Below are 21,756 nucleotides of genomic sequence, written 5' to 3' on the forward strand. Positions count from 1 at the left end.
CGGGTGGGGCGGGGCCTTCCGCTTGCGCGGGTTTGCCTAGCGGCGAGTGAAGGCCTCGTACGCGTCGCAGACCTCCGCCGACGGACCGTCCATGCGCACGACGCCCCGTTCCAGCCAGATCGCCCGGTCACAGGTCTCGCGGACCGTGCCGAGGCCGTGGCTGACCAGGAAGACGGTGCCGGCCGTGGCGCGGAGCTCCTCGATGCGCTTCCGGCTGCGGCGCTGGAACGCCGCGTCGCCCGTGGCCAGGGCCTCGTCGATCATCAGTACGTCGTGGTCCTTCGCGGCGGCGATGGAGAACCGCAGCCGGGCGGCCATGCCGGAGGAGTACGTGCGCATGGGCAGGGAGACGAAGTCGTCCTTCTCGTTGATCCCGGAGAAGTCGACGATGCCCTGGTAGCGCTCGTCGATCTGCCGCCGGGTCATGCCCATGGCCAGGCCGCCGAGGATGACGTTGCGTTCCCCGGTGAGGTCGTTCATCAGGGCGGCGTTGACGCCGAGCAGCGAGGGCCGGCCATGGGAGTAGACCCGCCCCGCGGTGACGGGCTGGAGGCCCGCGATCGCCTTGAGCAGGGTGGACTTCCCGGAGCCGTTGGTGCCGACCAGGCCGATGGCCTCGCCCCGGTACGCGGTGAAGCTGACCCCGCGCACGGCGTGCACCTCGCGGACGGCGTGCTCGGCGCGCCGGCGGCGGCCGAGGATCCGGCCGAGCGCGGCGGTGGCGCCGCCGCGGGCACCGCCGCCGTGGACCCGGTAGACGACGTGGACGTCGTCGGCGATGACGGTGGGAACGGTGGGGACGCGGGTGGCCGCCGGGGCCGTCGTCGGGCTAGCCACGGCCGTAGTCCTCCTCCGCCCTCCAGAAGTAGACGAATCCGCCGGCGCCCGCGAGGAGGGCCCAGCCGGCGGCGAGCGGCCAGACGTGCGGCGGGAGGTCCTGCGCGCCGAAACTGCCGATCAGGGCGAAGCGGACGAGGTCGATGTAGACCGCCGCCGGGTTGCACTCGAGCGCCGTCGAGACCCAGCGGGGCAGGTCGTCGTGCCGCAGGAACCGGTCGATGGACCACATCACCCCCGAGGCGTACATCCAGGTGCGCAGGACGAACGGCATCAGCTGGCTGACGTCCGGGATCCTGCTGCCGATCCGCGCCGTGACCAGGGCGCAGCCCGCGCAGAAGACGGCCATCAGGAGCAGGGCGGGCACGGCCAGCAGCCAGGCGGGGCCGGGCGTCTGCCCGAAACCGATCAGGACGACGACCAGCGTGAGCATGGTGACCAGCAGCTGCTGGAAGTGCTGCAGCACGACGGCGAGGGGGAGGCCGGCGCGGGGGAAGTGCAGCGCGCGGACCAGGCCGAGGTTGGCGTGGACGGCGCGGGTGCCGGCGCTGACGGAACTGCTGATGAAGTCCCACACGAAGACGCCGGTGAGGAGGAAGGGGACGTAGTCGGGGACGCCCTTGCTCGCGTGCAGGACCACGCCGAAGACGAAGTAGTAGACGAGGGCGTTGAGCTTCGGGGTGACCAGGTGCCAGAGCCGGCCGAGTCTGGCGGTGCTGTACTGCGAGGTCATGCGCGCCGTCGCGAACGCGGTGACGAACTGGCGGCGGCCCCACAGCTCCCGGACGTACGCAGGGAGGGTGGGGCGGGCGCCGCTGACGGTCAGGCCGTGGGCGGCCGCGAGTTCCGCGAGCTGCCCGGAGGAGCGGAGCGGGGTCGTGGTGGGCACGGGTGGGTCGCTTTCGCCGATGAGGGAACGGGATGGAACGGGTCCGTATCGTCGCTACGGCGAGACTAGGGCCGGGTGCGACGGAACGCAACCGTATCGTCGTGACGGTAGGGTGGCGTCGTACGCGGCTATGCTCTGTCCATGACCAACCAGCCGTCGCCGCCGTCTGCCGCCGCCAGTCCGCAGCCCCGTCGGGCTCCGGCGGGCGCCGCCGTCCTCCGCGAGGACGTCACCGAGGCGATCAGGGCGGCGGTGCTGGCGGAGCTGGCGGCGGTCGGTTTCTCCCGCATGTCGGTCGAGGCGATCGCCCGGCGGGCCGGCGTGGGCAAGACGGCGGTGTACCGCCGCTGGAAGTCGAAGCTGCACCTGGTGCTGGACCTGATCGGCGCGTTCGCGGAGGAGGGGCTGCCGGTACCGGCGACGGGGTCGCTGCACGGGGACGTACGTGCCCTGCTGGAGGTCATGTCCCAGGTGCTGCGGCACCCGGTCGCCTCGGCGGTCATCCCCGACCTGCTGGTCGAGGCGGCGCGGAACCCGGAGATCGCGGAGGCGGTGCGGGGGGCGCTGCTGGAGGGGCAGCGGCGGATGGCCGAGGGCATCGTGGCCGAAGCCGTCGCCAGGGGTGAGCTGGCGCCGGGCACCGACCCGGACCACGCGCTCGACCTGGCGATCGGGCCGCTGTACTGGCGCCAGACCGTGGTCCGGGACGCGGTGTCCCCCCGCTACCTCGACGACCTGGCCGCCGCGGTCGTGGCGGGCCTTCGCGCCTAGGCCGTCTCTATTTCCGGACCGGCCCGCTCGATCGCCGCTCGGGCTCGAGGTGCGGCCCTGCTTCGTGCTGTGGCCCGGCGATTCCGGTCTCGCCGGCGTTCGGGGCGCTGGGGGTTCGGGGCAGAGCTTCCGCCGGGGCCGTTCGAGCGCTGCTCGGGCCGGACGCGGCGGTGGGGTCAGGGCCAGAGCGTGGGGGTGAGGGCGGGGAGGGGTGGGGGCGGGAGGGGGCAGGGGCGGCGGGCGTGCAGGGGGACGACCGGCGGGAGGTCGGCGGTCTGGCCCAGGAAGACCCGCCGCACCACCCGCTCCGCCGCGTACCCGTCGTCCAGCGCACAGAACCTCGCCCGGAACGCCGCCCGCAGCTGCGCCGAGCGCGACCCCTGCCAGTGCCCGGTGGTGAAGATGTCCACCAGTTCGTCCTCGGTCCGGGCGATCGCGCCCGGCGGGAACGCCCGGAGGTCGAAGTACGTGCCGCGCGCCGCCTCGTAGGCCTCCCAGTCGTCCGCGTGGATCACCACGGGCCGGTCCAGCACCGCGTAGTCGAACATCAGCGAGGAGTAGTCGGTGACCAGCGCGTCGGACGCCAGGCACAGCTCCTCCACCGACGGGTACCCGGACACGTCGATCAGCCGCGGGTGCGGGTCCGCCGACAGCGGCACGTCCCCGTACGTGAGGTGCGCGCGGGCCAGAATGGTGAAGCGCGGCCCCAGACCCCGGAGCACCCGCTCGAAGTCCAGGTGCTCCGGCCGGCTGCGCCGGTAGTCGCGGTGGGTCGGCGCGTACAGGACGACCGTGGAGCCGGCCGGCACACCGAGGCGGTCCCGCAGCTCCGCCACTTCCTCGGCGGTGGCACGGTGGAACACGTCGTTGCGCGGATAGCCGTACTCGAGCGTGGTGTACGAGGCCGGGAGCGCCTTCTCCCACACCAGGGTCGAGTGCCGGTTCGCGGACAGCAGGTAGTCCCACTGGTCCGCGCTGCGCAGCAGGCCCGCGAAGTCGCCCGTGGGCGTCGCCGCCGGCCGGTCCTGGAGGTCCAGCCCGACCCGCTTCAGCGGGGTCCCGTGCTGGGTCTGCACCATGACCTGGCCCCGCCGCTTCACCAGGGAGCGGTCGAAGTTGACGTTGGTGACCAGGTAGCGGGCCCGGGCCAGCGCCGTCCAGTACGCGAAGGACCCCGGAGTCAGCGCGGTCGTCGCCGCGGGGAGGGAGGAGGCGTGCCCGGGCCCGCAGATCCACGCAGTCCGCATCCCCGGCGCCAGCTCCCGCAGCTTCGCCTCGATCGCCGCCGGGTTGCAGGCGTACCCGCCGTGCCAGTACGCGCTGAACACCGCCAGGTCCGAGCGGAGCGGCAGCAGCCGCTGCGTCCGGTAGTGCAGCCGGCCCAGGGTCTCCCGCAGCCCCCGCCGGCCCGACGCCGCCCAGCCGCCCGCCGCCAGGCCGGCCTTCCGCAGCCGGGACAGCGTCCGGTACGTACGCCGGGCACCCAGCCGCATCAGCAGGTGCCGCAGCCGGTCCGCCCGCCCGGCCGTGGCAGGCGCGCCCCCGCGCCCCGGCGGCCGGTGCCGCCGCAGCTGCTCCGCCGCACGCCGGAAGAACTCGGCCCGCGAAGCCCGCGGCAGCCGCACCCGGTCGGCGAACAGCGCGCAGTAGTGCTCGGCCATCCGCCGGTGCACCACCGGCCGCCAGCGGGCCAGTTCGGGCCGGCCGTCGAGGAAGGCGAACACCCGGTCGTACTGGTCGAAGATCTCCAGGTGCCTGGCGCTGGTGGTGGTGAGGATGGAGCCCGTCCGCCGCTGGCGGTAGTGCACGCACACCCGGTCCAGGACGGCCACCGACTCCGCCGCCAGCAGCGCCGGATAGGTCCAGGGGGTGTCCTCGTACAGCCCGCTCGGGAAGCGGAGGGCCTCGCGCTCCACGAACTCCCGCCGGTACGCCTTGTTCCACACCACCATCAGCATGCCGAGCAGCGCGGGCCGGTCGGACAGCCGGAAGCTGGCCGGACCCTCCTCGCCGAGCCGGTGGGCCAGCTGGTTGCGGACGGTCTCCCCGGTCCAGTACGTGCGGGCGTAGTCGTACACCAGCACGTCCGGGGAGCCGGTGGCCTTCAGCCGGTCCGCGATGGCCGTCAGGGCCCCGGGCGTCAGGGTGTCGTCGCCGTCCAGGAAGAGCAGGTAGTCCCCGGTGGCCCGGGCCACGCCGGCGTTGCGGGCCGGACCGAGGCCCAGGTTGTGCGCCAGGTGGACGGCCGTGACCCGCGGGTCCCGCGCCGCGTACTCGTCGACGATCTCACCGCAGGCGTCCGGGGAGGCGTCGTCCACCGCGATCAGTTCCAGGTCCGGGTACGACTGGGACAGGACCGAGTCCAGGCACTCCTGCAGGTACGCCTGGACCTTGTACGCGGGCACGATGACGCTGAACCGGGGCACGGCACATCCAGGGTTGGTCGGCGCGGGCATATTGCCCGGGAACCGTCCTGGAGATCACCGGGTTACGCGGGACGTGGCAATCGGGTTACGGAGCGTCAACATCGTGGCGTCCCGGCGCCGAGGGGCCTACTTCACCGCCCCCGCCATCACCCCCGTCACGAACTGCCGCTGGAACGCGAAGAACACGACGAGCGGGATCACCATCGACAGGAACGCGCCGGGCGCGAGCACGTCGATGTTGTTGCCGAACTGCCTCACCTGCTGCTGCAGGGCGACCGTGATCGGCGGGTTCGCGGAGTCCGCGAAGACCAGCGCGACCAGCATGTCGTTCCACACCCACAGGAACTGGAAGATGCCCAGCGAGGCGATCGCCGGCCCGCCCAGCGGCAGCACCACCCGGGTGAACAGCCGCAGTTCACCCGCGCCGTCGAGCCGGGCCGCCTCCAGCAGCTCACGCGGGATCTCGGCGAAGAAGTTCCGCAGCAGGAACACCGCGAACGGCAGGCCGAAAGCCGTGTGGAACAGCACCACCCCCGCCGTGGTCTCGAACAGTCCGACCGCCCCGAAGAGTTCGGACACCGGGATCAGCGCGACCTGCACCGGGACCACCAACAGGCCCACCACCAGCAGGAACAGCCAGTCCCGGCCGGGGAACTCCAGCCAGGCGAAGGCGTATCCGGCGAACGCGCCCAGCACCACCACCAGCACGGTCGCCGGCACGGTGATGGCGACCGTGCTCAGCAGGGCCCCCGTCACCGTGTCGTCGGCCAGCAGGTTCCGGTAGTTCTCGACGGTCAGCCGGGCCGGCGCGCCCAGCACCTGCCACCAGCCCTCCCGGTTCAGGTCGGTCGGCGCCAGGAACGAGGAGGCCAGCAGCCCCAGCGTGGGCAGCAGCCAGAACAGGGCGGCCAGGACCAGGAAGACGCGGACCGCCCCGCCGGCGGCCCGTCCGGCCAGCCGGGCCGCCCAGGACTGCTGTGCGCGGACGCTCACCGCTTCCCCTCCCTGCGCAGCCTGCGGATGTTGACCAGCATCACGGGCACCACCAGCACCAGCAGCACCACCGCGATCGCGCTGCCCAGCCCCTGGTCGGCGTCCGTGCCGAACGCCGTCCGGTACAGCTGGAGCGCCAGCACGTTCGCGTCGTCCTGCACCGACCCCGGAGCGATCACGAAGACCAGGTCGAACACCTTCATCACGTTGATCACCAGGGTCACCAGCACCACCACCAGCACCGGTGCCAGCACCGGCACGGTGATCCGCCGGAACACCTGCCACTCGTTCGCCCCGTCCACCCGGGCCGCCTCCAGCAGCTCCCGCGGCACCGCGGCCAGCCCGGCCCCGATCAGCACCATCGCGAACCCGGCCCACATCCAGACGTACGCCCCGATCACCGCCGGGGTCACCAGCGCCGGCCCCAGCCAGTCCACCCCCGCGTAGGCCTCGCGGAAGTTGTCGGCCGGCAGCCGCAGCCGCGCCCCGTCGGCGTCGGCCGACATCGTGAACGTGCCGTCCGCCCGCGCCCGGGCGGAGTCCACCACCTTCCCGTCCTTCACCGCCTCGATCCGCATCCCCGCGTACCCCGACTCCGACGGGTCCACCGCGTTGGTCCGCCCGCCGCCACCACGGGTGAAGTCCTGCCAGGCCGTCCCGGTCACCCGTCCCGGCTCGGCCTCCGCCGAGCGGGCGGGCCGCGTGCCCGCCGGCAGCGCGTCCGGGGCCACACCGACCAGCGGCAGCAGTACCGGCGCACCGGCCCGCACCGGATCCCGGGTCACGTAGGCGCCCCCGCCGGCCGGCACCAGCGGCGAGTCCCGCCCCGGCCGGGCCTTCGGGAACGCCGAGGCCTCCGCGAAGGTGTCGTGGACCCCGACCCACACCGCGTTGGCGACGCCCCGGTCCGGGTCCTGCTCGTACACCAGCCGGAAGATGATCCCCGCCGCCAGCATCGAGACCGCCATCGGCATGAACACCAGCAGCTTGAACGCCGTGCCCCAGCGCACCCGTTCCGTCAGCACCGCGAAGACCAGTCCCAGCGCGGTCGCCGTCACCGGTGCGAGCACCACCCACACCGCCGTGTTGCCCAGGGCGGTACGGGTGGCCTCGTCACGCAGCAGCTCCGCGTAGTTGCCCAGCCCCACGAACTCCGTGCCGGAGGTGTCGAACAGGCTGCGGTAGACGGAGAAGCCGATGGGCTGCACCACCAGGGCGCCCAGCAGCACCAGCGCCGGCAGCAGGAACGCCGCCGCCACCAGCCGCTGCCGCCGCCCCTGACCCCGGGCCCGGCCCTGACCCCGGCGCCGGCCCTGATCCCCGCCCCGATCCTGATCCCGGCCCCGGCGGCCCGGCCGGACGGGCGCCGCCATGCGTCCCGACACCGGAGATCAGCGCCCGAACGCCTTGGCCGCGTCGGCCTCCAGCCTGGCCTGCGTCCCCGACACGTCGGACGGGTTCTTCAGGAAGTCCTGCAGCGCCTTCCACTCGCCCGAGCCGGGCGTCCCGCCGAACGCCGCCGGAGCCTGGTCGGACATGTCGAACCGGAAGTCGTCGCCCGCCGCGATCAGAGCCCCGGCGATCTCCCGCTGGATGTCGTTCGGGTACGCCTCCGGCCGCACCGACTTGTTCGGCGACACGAAGCCGCCCTCACGGGCCTGGATCTCCGCCGCGTCCGGTGACGCCAGGAACGTCAGCAGCGCCTGCGCGCCCTTCGACGGCTTCAGCGCCACCGCCACGTCACCGCCCGACACCACCGGCGCCTTGGCGCCGACCGCCGGGAACGGGAACACCAGCGCGTCCTCACCGATCTTCGCGTCGGTCTGGCCGATGTTCACCGCCACGAAGTCGCCCTCGAACACCATGGCCGCGGCGGGCCGGTCCCCGCCCGTGAAGGTCTGGGTCACCGACTTGGGGAACTCCGTCGCCAGGGCCCCCGTCTGACCGCCCGCCAGGAAGTCCTTCCGGCCGAAGAGCGAGGCGAGGGTCCGCAGCGCCTCGCCGACACTGGGATCGGTCCACTTGATCTCGTGCTTGGCCAGCTTGTCGTACATGTCCGGGCCGCTCTGGGACAGGTAGACGTTCTCGAACCAGTCGGTCAGGGTCCAGCCGTCGGCGCCCGCCACCGACACGGCCGGCACACCGGAGGCGGACAGGGTGTCCGCCGTCGCGAGGAACTCCGCCCACGTCTTGGGCACCTTCGCGCCCGCCGCCTCGAACGCCTTCGCGTTGTACCAGACCAGGGACTTGTTGGCGGCCTTGTAGTACACCCCGTACTGGGTGCCGCCGACCGCGCCGAGCTCCTTCCAGCCCTTGGAGTAGTGCTTGTCGAGCTGCGCCCGCGCCTCCGGGCCGACCGGCTGCGCCCACTTGTTCTGCACCGCCGACACCAGCGCCCCGACCTGCGGCAGCAGCGCCACGTCCGGCGGCTGCCCGCCCGCCACCTTCGTGCCGAGGAAGTTGACGATCGGGTCCTGGGCCGGCACGAAGCTGACCGTGGCCCCCGTGCGCTTCTCGAACTCCTTCAGGACCTTGCCGAAGTTCTCCTGCTCCGGGCCCGTCCACACCGCCGCGACCTCGACCTTCTCGCCGGACAGCGAGGGTAAGGACACCCCGGGGGCGGCCGGGCCGGGCGTCCCGCCCGGCGAGGTCCCGTCCTTCGTCCCCCCGCCGCCGCAGGCACTCAGCGCGAGTGCCCCGGTGGCGGCGAGCGCCACCCAGGCGTGCTTGGTCGTACGGCTCCGTCCGCGGCTGCGCATGGTTGGCCCCCGATGCCGGTGATGTGTTCCGTGCCACAAGGCATACGCCGGTCCGCCCGCCCCCCGCAATACCGCGTGCCCCTGCCGGCGGCTCCCGTCACGGCGCCGGCGGGAACAGCACCGGCACCGCCGACACCAGGTGGGACGCCCGTTCCAGGGCGCTGGCCAGCAACGCGAGGTCGGTCGGACCGTTGCCCAGCTCGCGCACCGGGCGGCGGGCGGGCGGGTCGCCCATCCGGTCCCACTCCAACGGCACCACGGTGGGCCGCTGGGTCGCCGTACGGGGGATCCGGCCGGTCACCCGGCCGGCCTGGAAGGGCACGCTCCGGCCGTCCGCGTACCGCAGTACGCCCCGGCCCGGGCCCGGCTCGTCCGGGGCGCCCAGCTCCGCGCGGAGCGTGGTGAGCCGGGCCAGCTCGGTGGCGGCGGTGCGTTCCGGGCGGGCGCTGGCGGCCACCAGGTGCACCCCGAGGCGGCCGCCCTCGCGGGCCACCGCCTCCAGGGCCCGTACGACCGAGCCGGCGGCCGGGCGGCCGGCGCTCCCGAGGCCGGGGGCGACCAGCGCGTCGAAGTCGTCGACCAGCACCACCAGCCGGGGCAGCGGGCTGGGGCCGGCGGCCTGCTCGGTGCGGGTGCCGGCCCGCAGCCGCAGGGTGCCCGAGCGCGGCGGGTCGAGGTCGCCGCGCAGCTCGCCGGCGCTGGGCTGGCGCGGGGGGACGAGCCGCTCGCCGACCTCGCGGCGGGCGTGCCACTCGCCGAACGTCAGCCCGCCGTCGGCGGCCAGCAGCTCGGCGCGCCGCTTCAGCTCGGCCCCGAGGGCCTGCGCGAACTCGCGCATCCGCAGCGGGTCGGAGGCGACCAGGTGGGCGGAGACGTGCGGCAGGTCGGTGCAGGGGCCCAGGCCCTCGCCGCGTTCCCCGCCGGCCCCGTCGAGCAGGACCAGCCCGAGCCGGTCGGGACGGGCGGCCGAGGACAGGGAGGCGGCGACGGAGCGCAGCAGCTCGGTGCGGCCGCTGCCGGGCGGCCCTTCGATCAGCAGGTGCGGCCCCTCGGCGACGAGTTCGGCGCCGACCGGGCCGCGCCGCCCGCTGCCGAGCACGACCTCGGCGTGCCCGCCGACGGCCTGACCCTGGTCGGTGGCGGCGGCCCAGCGTGCCATCAGGGAGGCCGGGGTGGCCCGTGCCAGACCCAGTTCGTCCAGCAGCCGGGCGCTCTGCGGCAGTTCGGCGGCTGCCGGTCGGGCCCGTTCGGCGCCGCCCGCGGCGGGCCGAAGCGGGGCGAGGGCCCGGGCGAACCGTTCGGCCCAGGCGGCGGAGACCGCGTCGGCGGTGGCGGCCGGGCCGGGGCCCTGGAGCCGTCCGCCGGCCACCGTGAAGCAGCGGACGGCGGTGGCCACGTCCCCGCTCAGCAGGGCGGCGGTCCCGCAGTCCCGGAAGGCGGGGGCCGCGGCGCAGGCCGCCTCGAAGGTGTCGGTGACCGGCGAGGCGGGGGAGGCGGCCGCGGTCTCGGCCAGTACGACCAGGTGGATGCCGGCGGCGGGCCCGTGCGAGGCCAGCCGGCCGGTCAGGTCGCGCAGCGGCCCGGGCCCGGGGTCGCCGTCGAGCAGGACGACGGTGGCCGGGCCGCGGTACCCGGCGGCGGCCCGCCGGACCGCTCCGGCGTCGGCGGCGGCCCAGCCGGGGCCGAGCGGGCCGTCGTCGAGCCGCCGGGACAGTTCGGCGGTACGGGCGGCCGCCTGCTCGCGGTCGTAGGCGAGCAGCAGCCGGCAGTCCTGGCCGTGCGCGGGGCGGGTGTGCGGCAGCCAGCCGAGCCAGCCCCAGTCACCCAGCCGCTCCTGCGGGGTCCGGGCCCGGTCGCAGGCCAGCAGGACGATCTCCAGCTCGCCGGGGGCGTGGGCGGCGGCGAGCTGGGCCAGGACGGCGCGGGCCAGGCCGACGACCCGCGGCCGGGGGCCGCCCAGCGCGAGGGAGGCCGTCGCGCGCAGCGACACCCGGCAACCGACCCCGAGCGTCACGGAGGAGAGCCCGGACGCCCCCGGGGCGCCCTGCTCCGGTCCGCCGGGGCGAGGGCCCTGTGCCGGGCCGGCGGGGTGCGGGCCCTGTGCCGGGCCGGCGGCGTGCCCGGCGGCGGGGGCCGGGCCTGCGGGTCCGGCCGGGCCGGGGGCCCCGCCGTGGTCGTGGACGCCCGGCCACAGTCGGCCGGTCGGGCCCAGTGCCGCGAGCAGCAGAGCGGCGGGGTTGTCGGGACCGGGCAGGTGCGCGGCCGGAGTTCCACCGGCGACCGGCTCCTCCTCGGCGGCGGTCTCCCGGCCGACCCACTTCCGTGCCCAGGCCCCGATCCCGCGCCGGCGGCCGCCCTCGGGCTTCGCGCCACCGCGGGCGGGGTCGCGGGCCGGGTCCTGGACGGGGTCATGGGCGAGGCCATGGGCGGGGTCATGGGCGAGGCCATGGGCGGGGTGATGGGCGGGGCCGGGGGCCCCGGGGAGGTGGCCCGGGACGGGCCCGGGGGCGGCGGCCCGGCCGGGGGATTCCCCGGCGAGGGGCGGGTGGGGGAGGGGGCGGCCCTCCGGCTCCACGGCCGCCGGGACCCGCAAGTGGCCGGCCGCGACGGACGGCACCGCCACCGCGCCCGGTCCGCCCGGGGCCGGGCCCGCCGCGCCCGGTCCGCCCGGGGCCGCGCCGCCCGAGCCCGCGCCCGGGGCGGCCGCACCCGCGCCGCCCGCAGCCGAGTCGCCCGGGCCGTCGTTCCCGCCCGCGGCCGGCGCCCGGCCCGGGAGGATCAGGTGCCCCTCCAGGTCCGGGGTCAGCGGCAGCGCCCGCGCCGCCGCCGCGCACAGCCGCAGGGTGGACTCGCCCACCCGGAGCAGCGCGCCGGGGGGCAGCAGCACGGGGTCGGCGCCCACCGGCACGCCGTCCACCGCGGTGCCGTTGGTGGAGCCGAGGTCGGCCACGCCGACCCGCCCGTCCTCGCCGACCAGCACCTCGCAGTGCAGCCGCGACACGTCGGGATCGTCCAGCGGTACGTCGGCCCCGGCGGACCGGCCGACGCGGATCCGGCCGGGGTGGAGCAGGTGCACCCCGCCCGCGTCGGGGCCGGCCACCACCTGGAGCTGGGCCGGCGGGCCGGGCTGCGCGGCGTAGGCGTCGTACGCGTCGTCCGGCACCGGCGCGTGCAGGCCGAGCACGGCACCGTCCACCAGCGGGGGCTCGCCGAGTATCCGGCGCTGCGCGTCGAGGCGCTCCGCACCCGCGTAGAGGACGACCGTGCCGCCGCGCGGGGACCCGGCCGCGCCCGCGGCGGGCGTCTCGGGGCCGCCGACGGTCGCGGCGAGGCCCGAGGCGACCGCGGAGAGCGGGGTGCCGGCCGGCGCGGTGACGAGCACGTCACAGGCAGCCGGCGCGGTCTGGTGGCCGTGGCGCGGCCCGATGACGGTCAGCCGGATCTGCATCGCCGTCGCGGTCCCTTCTGCGCGGTGCGTGCGACGCCCGGCGGGGTCCCGGACGGCCGGCTGCGCCGCCCGGTCCGCCCCCCACCCGGCGCGGACGCCTCCGTCCGGTCAGGTCTGGCGGAACTCGGGGCTCCCGTCCCCTCGTTCCGTCGTACTGGGTGCATCCTCGCACCTGTCGCGCGCAACACGCCCGGCACCCGGCAACAAATGATCTTGATCGATCGCCCCGTCGTGCAAGTACGGACGTAAACCGCCTCCGGCATACACCGGGGACGTCACCCTTCGCACATGTGTACGGCAACCAACGCCCGGTACCCCGCGTCTATCCCGGGGACACCCCCTAGAGTGGGCCGACAGCAACAAACGACAGCAGGGGAGCGCGAGACGTGCGGCCAGTCGGCAGCAAGTACCTGCTCGAGGAGCCGCTCGGACGCGGCGCCACGGGCACCGTCTGGCGTGCGCGCCAGCAGGACGCCGGCCAGCCCGGCGGGCCCGGCGAGGTCGTCGCCATCAAGGTCCTCAAGGAGGAGCTGGCCAACGACGCCGACATCGTGATGCGCTTCCTGCGCGAGCGGTCGGTACTCCTGCGCCTCACCCACCCCAACATCGTCCGCACCCGCGACCTCGTCGTCGAGGGAGACCTCCTCGCCCTGGTGATGGACCTGGTCGACGGCCCCGACCTGCACCGGTACATCCGGGAGAACGGCCCGTTCACCCCGGTCGCCGCGAGCCTGCTGACCGCCCAGATCGCGGACGCCCTCGCCGCCAGCCACGCCGACGGCGTGGTCCACCGGGACCTCAAGCCCGCCAACGTCCTGCTCGACGAGAGCGGCGGGCAGATGCGGCCGATGCTCACCGACTTCGGCATCGCCCGGCTCGCCGACTCCCCGGGTCTGACCCGCACCCACGAGTTCGTCGGCACCCCCGCCTACGTCGCCCCCGAATCGGCCGAGGGCCGCCCGCAGACCTCCGCCGTGGACATCTACGGCGCCGGCATCCTGCTCTACGAGCTGGTCACCGGCCGCCCGCCGTTCGCCGGCGGCACCGCCCTGGAGGTCCTGCACCGCCACCTCAGCGAGGAGCCGCGCCGCCCGTCGAGCGTGCCCGAGCCGCTGTGGACCGTGATCGAGCGCTGCCTGCGCAAGGAGCCGGACGAGCGCCCCAGCGCCCAGTCCCTGGCCCGCGGCCTGCGCGTGGTCGCCGCAGGCATCGGCGTGCACTCCGCCCCCGCCGACATCGAGGCCGCCCTCGGGGTCGGCGCGCTGCTGGCCCCCGACCCGTCGCCGGCCCCCGTCCCCGAGACGCCGAGCACCGCCGACGCCACCCAGGTGCTGCCCGCCGGCAGTGCCTCGCCCGCGCCGGCCGGCGCGTACGACCCGAACGCCGCGACCAGCGTGCTCCCGCCGGTCGGCGCGCCCGGATCCGAGGACGCCACCTCCGTACTGCCCGCCACCGGGGCGCCGGGGGCCGCCGACGCGACCTCCGTCATGCCGCCCGTACAGCGGCCGGACGCGCCGCACCCGTGGCAGACGCAGATGCGGGCCGCGCGGGACCGCAACGAGCAGACGCAGATCCAGTACCTCGACCCCAGCGAGGACCCGCTGCGCCGCCGCCCGCAGCGCCAGACGCCGCCGCCGGCCCCGCCGTACCAGGAGCCCGGCGCCCGCAGGCCCCGCCCGCAGCCGCAGCCCCCGCGGCAGCCCCAGCCGTACCCGCAGCAGCCTCCGCAGGGTTACGGCTACCCGCAGCAGCAGCCTCCGCAGGGTTACGGCTACCCGCCGCCGCAGGCCTACCAGCCGCAGCCGTCGGTGGCGCACCCGCCGCAGCACCCCCAGCCCCAGCACCCCCAGCCGCCCCGGCAGCAGTACCAGCCCCCGCAGGCCCCGCCCCCGCAGCGGCCCGCGCCGGCGCCCCGCGAGCCGCGCGAGCCGCGCCGCCGCAGCGCCAACCCGATGCACATCCCGGGGCTCGGCTGCCTCAAGGGCTGCCTGTTCATGATCGTGATCTTCGTGGTCGCGGGCTGGCTGGTCTGGGAGCTGACCCCGCTCCAGGAGTGGGTGGGCACCGGCCGCGGCTGGTGGGACCAGCTGTGGTCCTGGGGCTCCGGGATCGTGGACTGGATCGGCGAGCTCGGCAGCGGCACGGGCGGCGGCGGAGGCACCGGAGGGACTGGTTCCGGCGCCCAGTAGCGCCCAGTTCGTGGATTTGTCGACATCCGGGGCGTGATTTCGCCCGCAGAAGTGAAGGTCACCACGAATCGAGCGCCCTGGTGGCGCCCGACACCCGCTCGGCCGCGTAGTTTTGGCACGTACGCCAGCCGCTGAGGGAGCAGTCGTGGCACGGAAGATCGGCAGCCGGTACACCGCCCACCAGATCCTGGGACGCGGCAGTGCCGGCACGGTGTGGCTCGGGGAGGGCCCGGACGGACCCGTCGCCGTCAAGCTCCTCCGCGAGGACCTCGCGTCCGACCAGGAACTGGTGGGACGTTTCGTCCAGGAGCGCAGCGCGCTGCTCGGCCTGGAACATCCGCACGTGGTCTCCGTCCGCGACCTGGTCGTGGACGGCAACGACCTCGCCCTCGTCATGGACCTGGTCCGCGGCACCGACCTGCGGACCCGGCTCGACCGCGAACGCAGGCTGGCCCCCGAGGCGGCCGTGGCGATCGTCGCCGACGTCGCGGACGCGCTGGCCGCGGCGCACGCGGCCGGGGTCGTGCACCGCGACGTCAAGCCCGAGAACGTCCTGCTCGACATGCAGGGCCCGCTCGGGCCCGGCGGCGCCCACCCGGCCCTCCTCACCGACTTCGGCGTCGCCAAGCTGATCGACGCGCCGGGGCGGGGCGGGGCGCCGGCCACCGCCAACCGCACCCGCATCATCGGCACGCCCGACTACCTCGCCCCCGAGATCGTCGAAGGCCTGCCGCCGCGCGCCGCGGTGGACATATACGCGCTGGCCACGGTCCTGTACGAGCTGCTGGCCGGCTTCACGCCGTTCGGTGGCGGGCACCCCGGCGCGGTGCTGCGCCGCCACGTCACGGAGACGGTCGTACCCCTGCCCGGCATCCCGGACGAGCTGTGGCAGCTGATCGTCCAGTGCCTGGCCAAGGGGCCGGCCTCGCGGCTGCGGGCCTCCGAGCTCTCCGCGCGGCTGCGCGAGCTCCAGCCGCTGCTGGCCGGGATGCCGCCGCTGGACGTGGACGAGCCGGACGACCTGGAGACGGCCGAGCCGGTCGCGGCGGAGGAGCCGGCGGCGGCCGAACCGGTGCGGCGGCGGGGTGTGGTGCCGCTGGTGCCGGGCTCCGCGACGGACTCCAACCGGGACACCCACACCTCCATGCGCGTGCCGGGGCCGGACGAGCTGGCGGGCGGCGCGCTGGGCACCGCCCGGGTGCCGCGCCCGGCCGGCGGCCACCGGCCCGGCTCGGCGCGGCACCGCGCCGACACGGTGCGCCGGCGGCGCCTGGTCCTCGGCGGCGCGGCCGCCGCGCTGGCCGCGGCGGTGGGCCTGGGCGGCTGGCTCGCCACCACCGACGACGCCCCGCCCCCGCGCCCCAACCCCACCTCGACCCCGACGGCCCCCCTGCCCGGCCCTTAGCCTGCTCGGCGCTCAGGACCGGCGCTGCGGGGCGCCGCTCCACGCGCCCGGGCGGTGCCCCGGTCGGGCCCGCTCAGGCGCCGGTCGGGCTTGATGCGCGGGCCCGGGCGGAGCACCCGGCGGGGGCTAGGCGAGGAGGTCCGGGTGCCAGCGGCGGGCCACCGCCGGGTGGGCGCGGACGTAGCCCTTCAGCTCGTTCCGCCCGAACTCCCGGTACAGCGGATTCGCCTCGTCAGCCGACAGTCCCGGCGCCTTCTTCAGGTAGTCCCCCGGCACCGTCTCCACCACCGTGTCCAGCCGCGGGTTGTAGAAGAACGGCACCGAGTACCGCTCCACCGACCCCGGCGGGCTCACCACCCGGTGGTCGGTCGCCTTCAGGTAGCCCTCCGTCGCGATCTCCAGCAGCTCGCCCAGGTTCACCACGAACGCCCCCGGCATCGGCGGCACGTCCAGGAACCCGCCGTCCTTGACCACCTGGAGCCCGCCCACCGCGTCCTGGAGCAGCAGCGTCAGGAAGCCGTAGTCCTTGTGCGCGCCCACGCCCTGGTCCGCACCCGACGGCGCCGACCCCGGATAGCGGACCAGCTTCGTGTGCAGGTGCGGCCGGTCCGCGAAGGCCTCGTCGAAGAAACCTTCCGGCGCCCCGATGGACGCCAGCAGCTCCCGCAGCAGCCGGTGCGCCACCGCCGCCAGCCGTTCCTGCCAGCCCAGGACCACGTCCCGCAGCTCCGGCAGCGCCGCCGGCCACTGGTTCGGCCCTTCCAGCCACAGGTACGGCGGGTCGTCCGGGCCCACCACGGGGGCCGGTCGTTCCGCGCCCACGTCCAGCTGGTCGCGCCAGTCCGAGGCGCCGCCGGTCAGCTCGTGCCCTATGCGGGTGTAGCCGCGGAAGTGCGGCGAGTCCAGATTGCTCACGGACAGCCGGTCGGCCTCCGGGAGCGCGAAGAAGGCCCTGGTCAGCTCGAGGATGCGGGCCATCTCGGCGTCGGTGACGCCATGCCCGGTCAGGTGCAGGAACCCGGTGTCCCGGGCGGCCGCGTGCAGCTCCTCGCGGAAGGCGTCCCGCCGGGCGGGATCGTCCGCCAGCGAGAGGTCGAGCACGGGCAGGGAGGAAGAGGAGGAACGGGAAGTGAGGGACGTGTGCGCGGACGGCATGACAGCTCCGTTTCGGATGTCACGGGGTCCTGACTCCCAGGGGTGGTGGGAGGAGCGGGTGGGTGGGGCCGCGCGCGCGGGGTGGGCGCCGGGCCGCGGGAGCCGCTCACAGGACCAAGACGAATCAGGCTCAATGCTGGTTCTGGCCCGGCGGCGGACAGCTCGTGGTGGTGACACGCATGAGATCCACATGGCGTCGCTTCACGAGGAGAAGGGGCATAGCCCTGAGGGTACGCCGACCGGCCCCGTCTGAGGACCGGCTACGCTGGACCCGTGGCAGTCGTCGACGTATCCGAAGAGCTGAAGTCCCTCTCCTCGACCATGGGGTCGATCGAGGCCGTCCTGGACCTCGACAAGCTGAGGGCAGACATCGCCGTGCTCGAGGAGCAGGCCGCGGCCCCGTCCCTGTGGGACGACCCCGAGGCTGCCCAGAAGATCACGAGCCGTCTTTCCCACCTCCAGGCCGAGGTCCGCAAGACCGAGGCGCTGCGCAGCCGCATCGACGACCTCGCGGTCATGTTCGAGCTGGCCGAGGAGATGGACGACGCGGAGACCCGCGCCGAGGCCGAGACCGAGCTGGTCTCCGTCCGCAAGGCGCTGGACGAGATGGAGGTCCGTACCCTCCTCTCCGGCGAGTACGACGAGCGGGAGGCCCTGGTCAACATCCGGGCCGAGGCCGGCGGCGTCGACGCCTCCGACTTCGCCGAGCGCCTCCAGCGCATGTACCTGCGCTGGGCCGAGCGCCACGGCTACTCCACCGAGGTCTACGAGACCTCGTACGCGGAGGAGGCCGGCATCAAGTCCACCACCTTCGTGGTCAAGGCGCCGTACGCCTACGGCACCCTCTCCGTCGAGCAGGGCACCCACCGCCTGGTGCGCATCTCGCCCTTCGACAACCAGGGCCGCCGCCAGACCTCCTTCGCCGGCGTCGAGGTGCTGCCCGTCGTCGAGCAGTCCGACCACGTCGAGATCGACGAGACCGAGCTGCGCATCGACGTCTACCGGGCCTCCGGCCCCGGTGGCCAGGGCGTCAACACCACCGACTCGGCGGTGCGCATCACGCACATCCCGACCGGCATCGTGGTGTCCTGCCAGAACGAGCGCTCGCAGATCCAGAACAAGGCCAGCGCCATGAACGTCCTCCAGGCCAAGCTGCTGGAGCGGCGCCGCCAGGAGGAGCAGGCCAAGATGGACGCCCTCAAGGGTGACGGCGGCAACTCCTGGGGCAACCAGATGCGCTCCTACGTGCTGCACCCGTACCAGATGGTCAAGGACCTGCGGACCGAGTTCGAGGTCGGCAACCCGCAGTCCGTGCTGGACGGCGAGATCGACGGCTTCCTGGAGGCCGGCATCCGCTGGCGCAAGCAGCAGGAGACCGCCGACGCGTGAGCGTGGTGGGGATCCCACGAGTGATCCCACGAGTGATCCGAGAAGGGCCCGGACGTCCTAGGACGTCCGGGCCCTTCCGGTATGCATGATCGGGACGCGGCGGAGAGCCACCCGGGCGGCTGCTACGCCGCCTGGTGCGCCACCAGGGCCAGAGCCGCCACCAGCACCACCATGAGCGCGACGAGCGCCATGGGGTTCAGGCCGGCGAAGGGGCCCTCCTGCTGGAGGCGCTCCCGGTTCGCCCGGCACACCGGGCAGCGGCCTTGACTGACGGGCGCCGCGCAGTTCGCGCACACGAGCCGGTCATACGTCATGCGCTCTCCTCCTCTCGTCCCCTCGTACAACGGTGGGGGGAACCCAAGCGTTCCCCCTACCACTGTGCCAGCTCCCGAGGGATCGGGCGCGGCCCGTCAGGACATCCCGGGGATATATCGGGCAACTCGTGACGCCGGGTCCCGGCCCCGCGCCGGTTCGCGTATGGTCTCGCACACCTACTCCCGGCGACCGTGGTGCACCGTGATCCGATTCGACAGCGTCTCCAAGTCCTATCCGAAGCAGAATCGCCCCGCACTCAGGGACGTGTCCCTGGAGATCACCAAGGGTGAGTTCGTCTTCCTGGTCGGTTCCTCCGGGTCCGGGAAGTCCACCTTCCTCAGACTGATCCTCCGCGAGGAGCGGGCCAGCCACGGCCAGGTCCACGTCCTCGGCAAGGACCTGGCCAGGCTCTCCAACTGGAAGGTCCCGCACATGCGGCGCCAGCTGGGCACCGTGTTCCAGGACTTCCGGCTGCTCCCCAACAAGACCGTCGCCGAGAACGTGGCCTTCGCGCAGGAGGTCATCGGCAAGCCGCGCGGCGAGATCCGCAAGGCCGTCCCGCAGGTCCTGGAGCTGGTCGGCCTGGGCGGCAAGGAGAACCGCATGCCCGGCGAGCTGTCCGGCGGCGAGCAGCAGCGCGTGGCCATCGCCCGGGCCTTCGTCAACCGGCCGGCCCTGCTGATCGCGGACGAGCCCACCGGAAACCTGGACCCCCAGACCTCCGTCGGGATCATGAAGCTGCTGGACCGCATCAACCGCACGGGCACCACCGTCATCATGGCGACGCACGACCAGCAGATCGTCGACCAGATGCGCAAGCGCGTCATCGAGCTCGAACAGGGCCGTCTCGTCCGCGACCAGTCGCGCGGCGTCTACGGCTACCAGCACTGAAAGACCAGAACCCCGGAAGGCCGTAGAGACGCCATGCGCGCCCAGTTCGTCATGTCGGAGATCGGCGTCGGTCTCCGCCGCAACCTGACGATGACCTTCGCCGTCATCATTTCCGTCGCCCTCTCGCTGGCCCTTTTCGGTGGCTCCCTGCTCATGCGCGACCAGGTGAGCAAGATGAAGGGCTACTGGTACGACAAGGTCAACGTCACCATCTACCTCTGCAACAAGAACGACGCCGAGGACAGCGGCAGGGCCGCGGCGGGCTCCGAGGCCTCCGGGGCGGCCGGAACCGGCGCGGGGGTCTGCTCCAGGGGCGCGGTGACCGGGGAGCAGAAACAGCAGATCGAGGGCGAGCTGAAGAAGCTCCAGATCGTCGAGTCGGTGCGGTACGAGTCGGCGGACGAGGCGTACAAGCACTACAAGGAGCAGTACGGGCACACCGCGCTGGCCTCGACCATCACCCCGGACCAGATGCAGGAGTCGTTCCGGGTCAAGCTCAAGGACCCCGAGCAGTACAAGGTCATCACCAGTGCCTTCGCCGGCCGGGCGGGCGTGCACTCGGTGCAGGACCAGCGTTCCTACCTGGACAACCTGTTCCGGATGCTGAACTACCTCAACTACGCCGCCCTCGGCATCATGCTGATCATGCTGGTCGTGGCGCTGCTGCTGATCGTCAACACGGTGCGGGTCTCGGCGTTCAGCCGTCGGCGGGAGACCGGGATCATGCGCCTGGTGGGCGCCTCCAGCTTCTACATCCAGGTGCCGTTCATCATGGAGGCCGCCTTCGCCGGTCTGATCGGCGCCGTACTGGCCTGCGGCATGCTCGGGGCCGGCCAGTACTTCGTGATCGACCACGGTGCCGCCCTGCGCGACAAGATGGAGCTGATCAACTTCATCGGCTGGGACTCGGTGCTCACCAAGCTGCCGCTGGTGCTGGTCATCGGGGTGCTGATGCCCTCGTTGGCCGCGTTCATCGCGTTGCGCAAGTACCTGAAGGTGTGACGAGCGCCCCGTGAGGGGGACGGCCAACCGGGCGTGCCGTCACGGGGCTTGTCCTAGACTCGGCGCCATGCCGGGTCCCCCAGCCTTCTGTCCCCGGCCCCGTGACCTGCGTCGCGGGGCCGTTCTCACGCTGGCTCTGCTCGGTGCCCTCGGCACGGCGGCCAGCACCGGCTGCTTAGGCGCCCGCCAGGACCGTACGACCGACTTCGCCCAGGCGGGCGGCGCGTACGCGGCGTCAGCCGCCCCCGCCGCCCCCGCCGTACCGGCCCCGCGCCCCGGTACCGCCGACCGCGAGGCGGTGGCCCGGGCCGCCGCCGAGGCCGCGGCCGACGGCAAGTCCGGCAAGAAGGCCGCCCAGGAGGTGGTCAGCCGCAGCGGTGACCGCTGGGGCGTGGTCTACGACCGCACCGAGTACGCCGCCTTCGCCGAGGACCTGGACGGTCGCTGGACCGGCGTCGGTCTGTGGGCCGGCCGCCGCGACGACGGCCGCGTCGAGATCGACCGGGTGCAGCCCGGCGGCCCCGCCGCCCGGGCCGGCCTGCGGGCCGGGGACCGGCTCCTCACCGTCGACGGCCACCGGGTCACCGGCATGCCGGCCGCCGAGGTGGTCGCCCTGCTCCGCGGATCCGCCGGCACCCCGGTGGTGATCGGCTTCACCCGCGACGGCCGCGAGTCCACCCGGACCCTGCTCCGCGAGGAACTCCGCGCGGACCCGGTGACCGTCCGCCCGCTGCCCGGCGGCATCACCCTGATCAAGGTCGCCGCCTTCACCCGGGGCTCGGGCGCCCTGGTCCGCGAGGCGGTACGGGCCGCGCCGCCGGGCGCCGGTGTGCTGCTGGACCTGCGCGGAAACCCCGGAGGCCTGGTCACCGAGGCCGTGCAGGCCGCGTCCGCCTTCCTGGACGGCGGCCTGGTCGCCACCTACGACGTACGGGGCTCCCAGCGCGCCCTGTACGCCGAGCCCGGCGGGGACACCGCCCGCCCCCTGGTCGCCCTCGTCGACGGGGGCACGATGAGCGCGGCGGAGCTGGTCACCGGCGCCCTCCAGGACCGCGGCAGGGCCGTCACGGTGGGCAGCCGCACCTTCGGCAAGGGTTCCGTCCAGATGCCGACCGAGCTGCCGGACGGCTCGGTGGCCGAGCTCACGGTGGGCACGTACCGCACCCCGGGCGGCCGCAGCCTGGACGCGTGCGGGATCACCCCGGACCTGGCGGCGGGCGGGGCCCGGGCCGAGGAGCGGGCCCGGACGGTATTGAGTGGCCTCAGAGGGGGCTCGTAGTGCGAAAA

General features: G+C 74.3%; 16 protein-coding genes. 7 read left to right on the forward strand and 9 right to left on the reverse strand.

The annotated features are described in order from the left end of the window. Window positions 1-36: 36 nt before the first annotated feature. Entirely contained in the window at window positions 37-837 is an 801-nt protein-coding gene (locus tag ACFY61_RS04985; protein ID WP_389467088.1) for an ABC transporter ATP-binding protein, read from the reverse strand. Further along, window positions 830-1,726 carry an ABC transporter permease gene (locus ACFY61_RS04990; protein ID WP_389467090.1) on the reverse strand — a complete coding sequence of 299 codons (897 nt, stop codon included), beginning with the start codon at window positions 1,724-1,726 and terminating at the stop codon, window positions 830-832. The genes ACFY61_RS04985 and ACFY61_RS04990 overlap by 8 nt, the downstream gene beginning before the upstream one ends. Before the next feature lie 141 nt (window positions 1,727-1,867). Between ACFY61_RS04990 and ACFY61_RS04995 the strand changes: the two genes are divergently transcribed. Next, on the forward strand, window positions 1,868-2,497 hold the full coding sequence (locus tag ACFY61_RS04995; protein ID WP_389467092.1) for a TetR/AcrR family transcriptional regulator: 630 nt from the start codon (window positions 1,868-1,870) through the stop codon (window positions 2,495-2,497). A gap of 176 nt (window positions 2,498-2,673) precedes the next feature. Here the strand turns inward: ACFY61_RS04995 and ACFY61_RS05000 are convergent, their stop codons facing one another. The 5 genes from ACFY61_RS05000 to ACFY61_RS05020 form a co-directional block, all read right to left on the reverse strand. After that, complete coding sequence (locus ACFY61_RS05000; protein WP_389467093.1) at window positions 2,674-4,923, reverse strand: CDP-glycerol glycerophosphotransferase family protein; 2,250 nt, start codon at window positions 4,921-4,923, stop codon at window positions 2,674-2,676. A 126-nt stretch (window positions 4,924-5,049) separates the two neighbouring features. Continuing rightward, window positions 5,050-5,916 carry a carbohydrate ABC transporter permease gene (locus ACFY61_RS05005; RefSeq protein ID WP_389467095.1) on the reverse strand — a complete coding sequence of 289 codons (867 nt, stop codon included), beginning with the start codon at window positions 5,914-5,916 and terminating at the stop codon, window positions 5,050-5,052. Further along, a complete protein-coding gene (locus tag ACFY61_RS05010) occupies window positions 5,913-7,289 on the reverse strand; it encodes a carbohydrate ABC transporter permease (protein ID WP_389467097.1) in 1,377 nt (458 codons plus the stop codon). The genes ACFY61_RS05005 and ACFY61_RS05010 overlap by 4 nt, the downstream gene beginning before the upstream one ends. Window positions 7,290-7,307: 18 nt before the next feature. Then, window positions 7,308-8,675 carry an ABC transporter substrate-binding protein gene (locus ACFY61_RS05015; RefSeq protein ID WP_389467100.1) on the reverse strand — a complete coding sequence of 456 codons (1,368 nt, stop codon included), beginning with the start codon at window positions 8,673-8,675 and terminating at the stop codon, window positions 7,308-7,310. A 97-nt stretch (window positions 8,676-8,772) separates the two neighbouring features. Further along, on the reverse strand, window positions 8,773-12,123 hold the full coding sequence (locus ACFY61_RS05020; protein WP_389467102.1) for an FtsK/SpoIIIE domain-containing protein: 3,351 nt from the start codon (window positions 12,121-12,123) through the stop codon (window positions 8,773-8,775). A 386-nt stretch (window positions 12,124-12,509) separates the two neighbouring features. On the opposite strand from ACFY61_RS05020, the gene ACFY61_RS05025 reads away from it, so the two are divergent. Together ACFY61_RS05025 and ACFY61_RS05030 are read left to right on the forward strand one after the other, a co-directional pair. After that, complete coding sequence (locus ACFY61_RS05025; RefSeq protein WP_389467105.1) at window positions 12,510-14,312, forward strand: protein kinase; 1,803 nt, start codon at window positions 12,510-12,512, stop codon at window positions 14,310-14,312. 145 nt (window positions 14,313-14,457) lie between these two features. After that, window positions 14,458-15,717: a serine/threonine-protein kinase gene (locus ACFY61_RS05030; RefSeq protein ID WP_389467108.1), complete on the forward strand. Its 1,260-nt coding sequence runs from the start codon at window positions 14,458-14,460 to the stop codon at window positions 15,715-15,717. A gap of 126 nt (window positions 15,718-15,843) precedes the next feature. Here the strand turns inward: ACFY61_RS05030 and ACFY61_RS05035 are convergent, their stop codons facing one another. Continuing rightward, the gene (locus ACFY61_RS05035; RefSeq protein ID WP_389467111.1) at window positions 15,844-16,872 is read right to left on the reverse strand and encodes an isopenicillin N synthase family dioxygenase; all 1,029 of its coding nucleotides are present in this window, start codon (window positions 16,870-16,872) and stop codon (window positions 15,844-15,846) included. Between the two features lie 273 nt (window positions 16,873-17,145). Between ACFY61_RS05035 and prfB the strand changes: the two genes are divergently transcribed. Further along, window positions 17,146-18,261: a peptide chain release factor 2 gene (gene prfB, locus ACFY61_RS05040; RefSeq protein WP_389467113.1), complete on the forward strand. Its 1,116-nt coding sequence runs from the start codon at window positions 17,146-17,148 to the stop codon at window positions 18,259-18,261. 122 nt (window positions 18,262-18,383) lie between these two features. Here prfB and ACFY61_RS05045 read toward each other — a convergent pair whose 3' ends face one another. Next, window positions 18,384-18,575: a hypothetical protein gene (locus ACFY61_RS05045; protein ID WP_389467117.1), complete on the reverse strand. Its 192-nt coding sequence runs from the start codon at window positions 18,573-18,575 to the stop codon at window positions 18,384-18,386. Between the two features lie 202 nt (window positions 18,576-18,777). Here ACFY61_RS05045 and ftsE point away from each other — a divergent pair, with 202 nt between their 5' ends. The 3 genes from ftsE (at window position 18,778) to ACFY61_RS05060 (ending at window position 21,748) form a co-directional block, all read left to right on the forward strand. Beyond that, the gene (gene ftsE, locus ACFY61_RS05050) at window positions 18,778-19,467 is read left to right on the forward strand and encodes a cell division ATP-binding protein FtsE (RefSeq protein WP_389467119.1); all 690 of its coding nucleotides are present in this window, start codon (window positions 18,778-18,780) and stop codon (window positions 19,465-19,467) included. A 33-nt stretch (window positions 19,468-19,500) separates the two neighbouring features. Then, window positions 19,501-20,469, forward strand: a complete 969-nt coding sequence (ftsX, locus tag ACFY61_RS05055) for a permease-like cell division protein FtsX (protein WP_389467120.1) — start codon at window positions 19,501-19,503, stop codon at window positions 20,467-20,469. Window positions 20,470-20,536: 67 nt separating this feature from the next. Beyond that, complete coding sequence (locus tag ACFY61_RS05060; RefSeq protein ID WP_389467122.1) at window positions 20,537-21,748, forward strand: S41 family peptidase; 1,212 nt, start codon at window positions 20,537-20,539, stop codon at window positions 21,746-21,748. Window positions 21,749-21,756 lie beyond the last annotated feature (8 nt).

It is taken from the genome of Streptomyces sp. NPDC012888 (genome assembly GCF_042900645.1).
Lineage (GTDB): Bacteria > Actinomycetota > Actinomycetes > Streptomycetales > Streptomycetaceae > Streptomyces.

Coding starts and splice junctions, on each gene's coding strand:
- ACFY61_RS05035 (WP_389467111.1), bottom strand. CDS start 16,872: ATGCCGTCCGCGCACACGTCCCTCACTTCCCGTTCCTCCTCTTCCTCC.
- ACFY61_RS05020 (WP_389467102.1), bottom strand. CDS start 12,123: ATGCAGATCCGGCTGACCGTCATCGGGCCGCGCCACGGCCACCAGACC.
- ftsX (WP_389467120.1), top strand. CDS start 19,501: ATGCGCGCCCAGTTCGTCATGTCGGAGATCGGCGTCGGTCTCCGCCGC.
- ACFY61_RS05010 (WP_389467097.1), bottom strand. CDS start 7,289: ATGGCGGCGCCCGTCCGGCCGGGCCGCCGGGGCCGGGATCAGGATCGG.
- ACFY61_RS05060 (WP_389467122.1), top strand. CDS start 20,537: ATGCCGGGTCCCCCAGCCTTCTGTCCCCGGCCCCGTGACCTGCGTCGC.
- ACFY61_RS05015 (WP_389467100.1), bottom strand. CDS start 8,675: ATGCGCAGCCGCGGACGGAGCCGTACGACCAAGCACGCCTGGGTGGCG.
- ACFY61_RS05045 (WP_389467117.1), bottom strand. CDS start 18,575: ATGACGTATGACCGGCTCGTGTGCGCGAACTGCGCGGCGCCCGTCAGT.
- ACFY61_RS04995 (WP_389467092.1), top strand. CDS start 1,868: ATGACCAACCAGCCGTCGCCGCCGTCTGCCGCCGCCAGTCCGCAGCCC.